The sequence below is a fragment of the Sphaerisporangium sp. B11E5 genome (genome assembly GCF_039871875.1).
In the GTDB taxonomy this organism is placed as follows: Bacteria; Actinomycetota; Actinomycetes; order Streptosporangiales; family Streptosporangiaceae; genus Sphaerisporangium.
Map to the genome: position 1 here is coordinate 1 of NZ_JBDPMD010000099.1, position 4,201 is coordinate 4,201.

A 4,201-nucleotide genomic window follows, 5' to 3' on the forward strand; every position below is an offset into this window, starting at 1 on the left:
ACCCGTCAGCGGCCTCGACGGTGGCGGTGGCCGTGGTCGTCTGGGCCCCGCTCGCGTACGGCTCGACGGCCACCTTGGTGGTGGTCGTGACGTCGCTGTTCGGGATCCCGCGGATGTCGTTCCACTCACGGATGGTGAGCGGGATCACGGTGCCGTGACGCGGACGGACGACGCCCGCGTTGGTCATCGTGAGCGGCTTGGCGTTCCAGGTCGGAGCCTCGATGTTCTCGTGGCACGCGGCCTGGTACCCACCACCGTTGGTGTACCGGTCACCCCAGAGGTAGAACTGGCCGGGGCAGGAGGTGTCACCGGGGTTGGCCTTGAAGATGACCGGCCCCTCGTACCCCTGGTTGGCGACCCACGTCGTGCGCCCCAGAGCCGGAGCGAGCAACGTCCAGTTGTTGATGTTGCTGTCCAGGAAGTCGGTGTGCTTCTCCGAGAAGATGTCCGAACCCTGGTTGCCGGCCTCGTTCTTGGTCACACGGTAGTAGTGGTCACCGACCCGGATCGCGGTCGTGTCGATCCGCGACAGCGGGGCCGGGTCCTGCCAGACCTTGGGAGCGGAGAACGTCTGGAAGTCGCGCGTCGTGGCGTACCACATCTGCGCGTTCCCCTGACCGGTGCGGTTCACGGGGTCGTTCCACAGCGACTGCGCCCAGAACACGGCGTAGGCGCCGATCTCCTCGACCCACAGCGACTCGGGTGCGAAGGCGTTGCCCGCGTTGTCGGGCGCGACCTTCACGTGCCGCTGAGGAGTCCAGTTCACCAGGTCGTGCGACTCGAACACCTCGATGTACTGGGTGTCGTTGATCGCGTATCCGCCCTGGTCGTACCAGTTCAGGTCGGTGGCGATCATGTAGAACGTGTCGCCGTCGGGCGAGCGAACGATGTGCGGGTCACGAAGCCCCTGGTCGCCCAGCTGGGAGACGAGCGACGGCCAGCCCCCGGTAAGACCGGTCCAGTCCAGAGCGGTGTTTCCGTTGGACGTCGCGAACATGATCTGCTCGCCGTCGGCGATCCCCTCGCCCTTGAAGTACCCCATGAAGTACCGCTCGTGCTTCTCGGAACGGGGCTTCGCGGTGATGGTCACCGGGAACGACTTCGTCTTCGAGGCCGAACCCTTGGTGATGGTCGCCGTCAGGGTGGCGGTGACATCCGCACGGCCGAAGGCCGGGCGGGTCACCTCACCCGTCGGGGTGACGAGGTCGGTGGTCGACTTCCAGGTGATCGTGGATCCGAACTCGCCGCCGGCCGGAAGGTTGATGTTTCCGCGCACGTCGTCGGTGGCGTACAGGGCCAGGTCGAACGCGTCACGGTCGACCGCCTGCGCGTCGTCGAACTCGGCCTTCACCACAATGGGGATCTCCCGTGTGGTGACCTCTTGGACGCCCTTGCGGACGGTCGCCGTGAGCGTGGCCGTCGCGTCAGGCTGCCCCTGCGCGGGTCGGGTGATCTTGCCGGTCACCGCGACCTTGCGTGCGCTGGGGACGGCCGGCGGGGTGTAGACCTCGACGACCGACGGGTCCGAACTCGTCCACGTGATGGCCGAGCCCGCCACGGAGCCCACCTTGGGCAGAACGATGTCGCGTACGATCGCACTGGTCAGGCCGAGGTCGATGGCGGCGGCGTCGGCGCTGACGCCATTGGAGACGGTCTTTTTCGCCAGGGCGAGTGTCTCTTCGGGGCTCACTGCCCTGTCGTAGACCCGGAAGTCCCGGAGCGTTCCGCGGAATGAGTAGTGGCCCGACGTCTGCGAGCGAGCGAGGAAGTTACAGTTGGTCCCCGCGGCGTTCACCGACGGCGGCGTGGTCAGGTTCGTTGACGTCGCGTGCTGCACACCGTCGAGGTAAAGCGTGCCGGTCCAGCTCGTGCCGTTCGCGTTCAGGGACTGGGTGTAGGTGACGTGCGTCCAGGCTCCCTCGGTCATGCGGACCCGATTCTGCTGGAGGTTCGCCGAGCCCACCGCGACGCGGAACCGCTGGGTGTTCGACGCGAAGATGGAGCCCTGGGCGCCGGTGTCGACGTCGCACGAGCCGGACTTCCTGCCGAAGCCCCACATCTGGTGCTCGCCGACGTTCGCCGGGTCGATCCACACGTCATAGTCCACCGTGAGGTTCGACATGCCGGCGGTGATGTCCTTCGGCAGCGCCACGTACGCACCGTCGAGGGCGCTCGCGTAGGAGTCGGGGTTGAACCTGACTCCGTTGCCGGTCAAGGTCGCCTTCTCCGGATTGACGAGCGTGGCGTTCGCCGCCGAGCCCGCGCTACCCGAGTTGACCAGCGTCGTCCCACTGGTCTCGTCGAGGGCGAAGTGGTGCACCAGCCCCTCGTTGAGCTGCTCGTCGGCAGCGCGCGAGGGTGTCGCTGCCAACGAGACGGAGAGAAGCGCGCCCAGGGCCAGGCCCGCGACACCTCTCCCCTTCCGGATCAGCCGGTGGTGCGACCTTTGCTGTCGCAATCTCACTTGATCCTCCTTACTCCGGTCGCTGTGGACGCGTGGGGCACGGCCCCGTTCGGGGCGGGGGCGACCGCACTCGCGGGAGAGGCGAAGCCCGAATGGACGGTCAGCGCGCCGGCGAGGCCCAGCGTGATCAGACCTGGTTGAGCGCTCCGACGAGACGAGGGCAGCACAGACAAAGGTTCACCTCGCTGTGAAATGTGGGGGGATGGTGCGAACTGGGGGGGACGGGGCTATATATCACAGATGTCCGGGTCTCGAATGCAGACACTAACCGCCAGTCCCGGCGAAAGATAGCCTCAATAGCACCCAAACTTTTGCGTGAACCGACGAAATTTATGCGAGCCCTGGATGAAAGTCTCGTCCTTGTCAGCACTCCGCAAGCATCAAAGCGACCATAGGGACGGGAATTACCAGGTCACGTGGGGTTCTTACCGCCGGTGCCGGCCGCCTGCTGCCCGCCGCATCACCCGCCCAGGCCGACCCAGACGGGCGGAGCGGCGTCGGACGACCACGGCAAGCAGGGACCGCCGGCACATCGAGGAATGCGACCTCCACCGCGACGACGTGCCGTTTCACGTCAAGTACGCCCGCACGTGGTTCGATAGCGGCTCTGTTACTTGACTGCCGGCGCCCGGTCGGGGTGCTGAGCGTGGTAGATGGCTTCGTCCTCGCTGAAGGAAATGTTTCGATCGCGCTATGAAGCCGCTGCTTGTTCAACCAGTCGACCCATTCGGACGACCCCCGCGAAGGCCATCACCTGCCGGCCGCTCGCTCGGGCGCCGCCGTCCACGGACGGAGCTTGTCGGGATTGCGTACCCCCCAGATGCGCTTGATCTGGTCGCCCTCGACGTCGAACGCCGCGACCGTCACGATGACGCCGTCCTGCTGGACCACCAGACCAGGCTGACCGTTGACCGTACGCTCCAGAATCGTCAGGTTGGACAGCCTGCCGGCGAGATTGAGCAGTGCGCGCACGATCCGCTCGGCGCCGTCGATCGGGCGCAGCGCGGCACCGGCGACGCCGCCGCCGTCGGCGACGAGGGTGGCGAGGGTGGCGTCGGGGCGAGCAGGCCGATGAGGGCGTCGATGTCCATGGCCTGCCATGCATGCTTGAAGTCCTTGACGATGCCGGCGTGGCGGGCCGTCGAGGTGGCGGTGGGCTGCGCCGCGCGGATGCGGAGGCGGGCCGAGGTAGGCCAGCTGACGGCAGGCCGCCGGGGTCCGGCCGACGATGCCGGCCACTTCGGCGAAGGAGTAGCGGAAGACGTCGTGCAGGATGAACGCGACGCGCTCGGCCGGAGCCATCGACTCAAGCACGACGAGGAAGGCCATATTGATCGACTCGTCGAGGGTGACCTTGTCGGCGGGGTCGGCGGTGACGCCGTCGCCCCGGTCGCGGCCGCTCCGGTGGCTTGGAGGGCAAGGATGGTTCGGGCAATCACGGTGGCACGGTGAGGGCAGCAGCGCAGCTTCGCCAGGATCTTTCAGGCTTTGAGGGTGGCGACGGCGCGTTCACCCCGGTGCGAATTTGGGCGTCATTTGTGAGTAAGGCCACGGCTTGGTGGCTCTTGAGCTTGCCGATGCACCGCTCCACGGTTTGCGCTGCTTGTACCGCTTAGAGCTCCTAACAGAATGATCTCTGTTGTGCTTTGATCTCTCGCTGTAGCGGTGGCGAGAGGGGTGGGTCGTGGCGCGGCTGAAGCCGTGGGAGGTCAGTGACGAGTTATGGGCGGTCATCGA

Annotated in this window: 2 protein-coding genes; both read right to left on the reverse strand. The window is 66.5% G+C overall.

All coding sequences use genetic code 11. The features are described from left to right. On the reverse strand, positions 1–2,371 hold a 2,371-nt coding region (locus tag ABGB17_RS38625), incomplete at its 3' end, for an immunoglobulin-like domain-containing protein (protein ID WP_347639333.1). Between the two features lie 843 nt (positions 2,372–3,214). Beyond that, complete coding sequence (locus ABGB17_RS38630; RefSeq protein ID WP_347639335.1) at positions 3,215–3,793, reverse strand: sigma factor-like helix-turn-helix DNA-binding protein; 579 nt, start codon at positions 3,791–3,793, stop codon at positions 3,215–3,217. Positions 3,794–4,201: the final 408 nt, after the last annotated feature.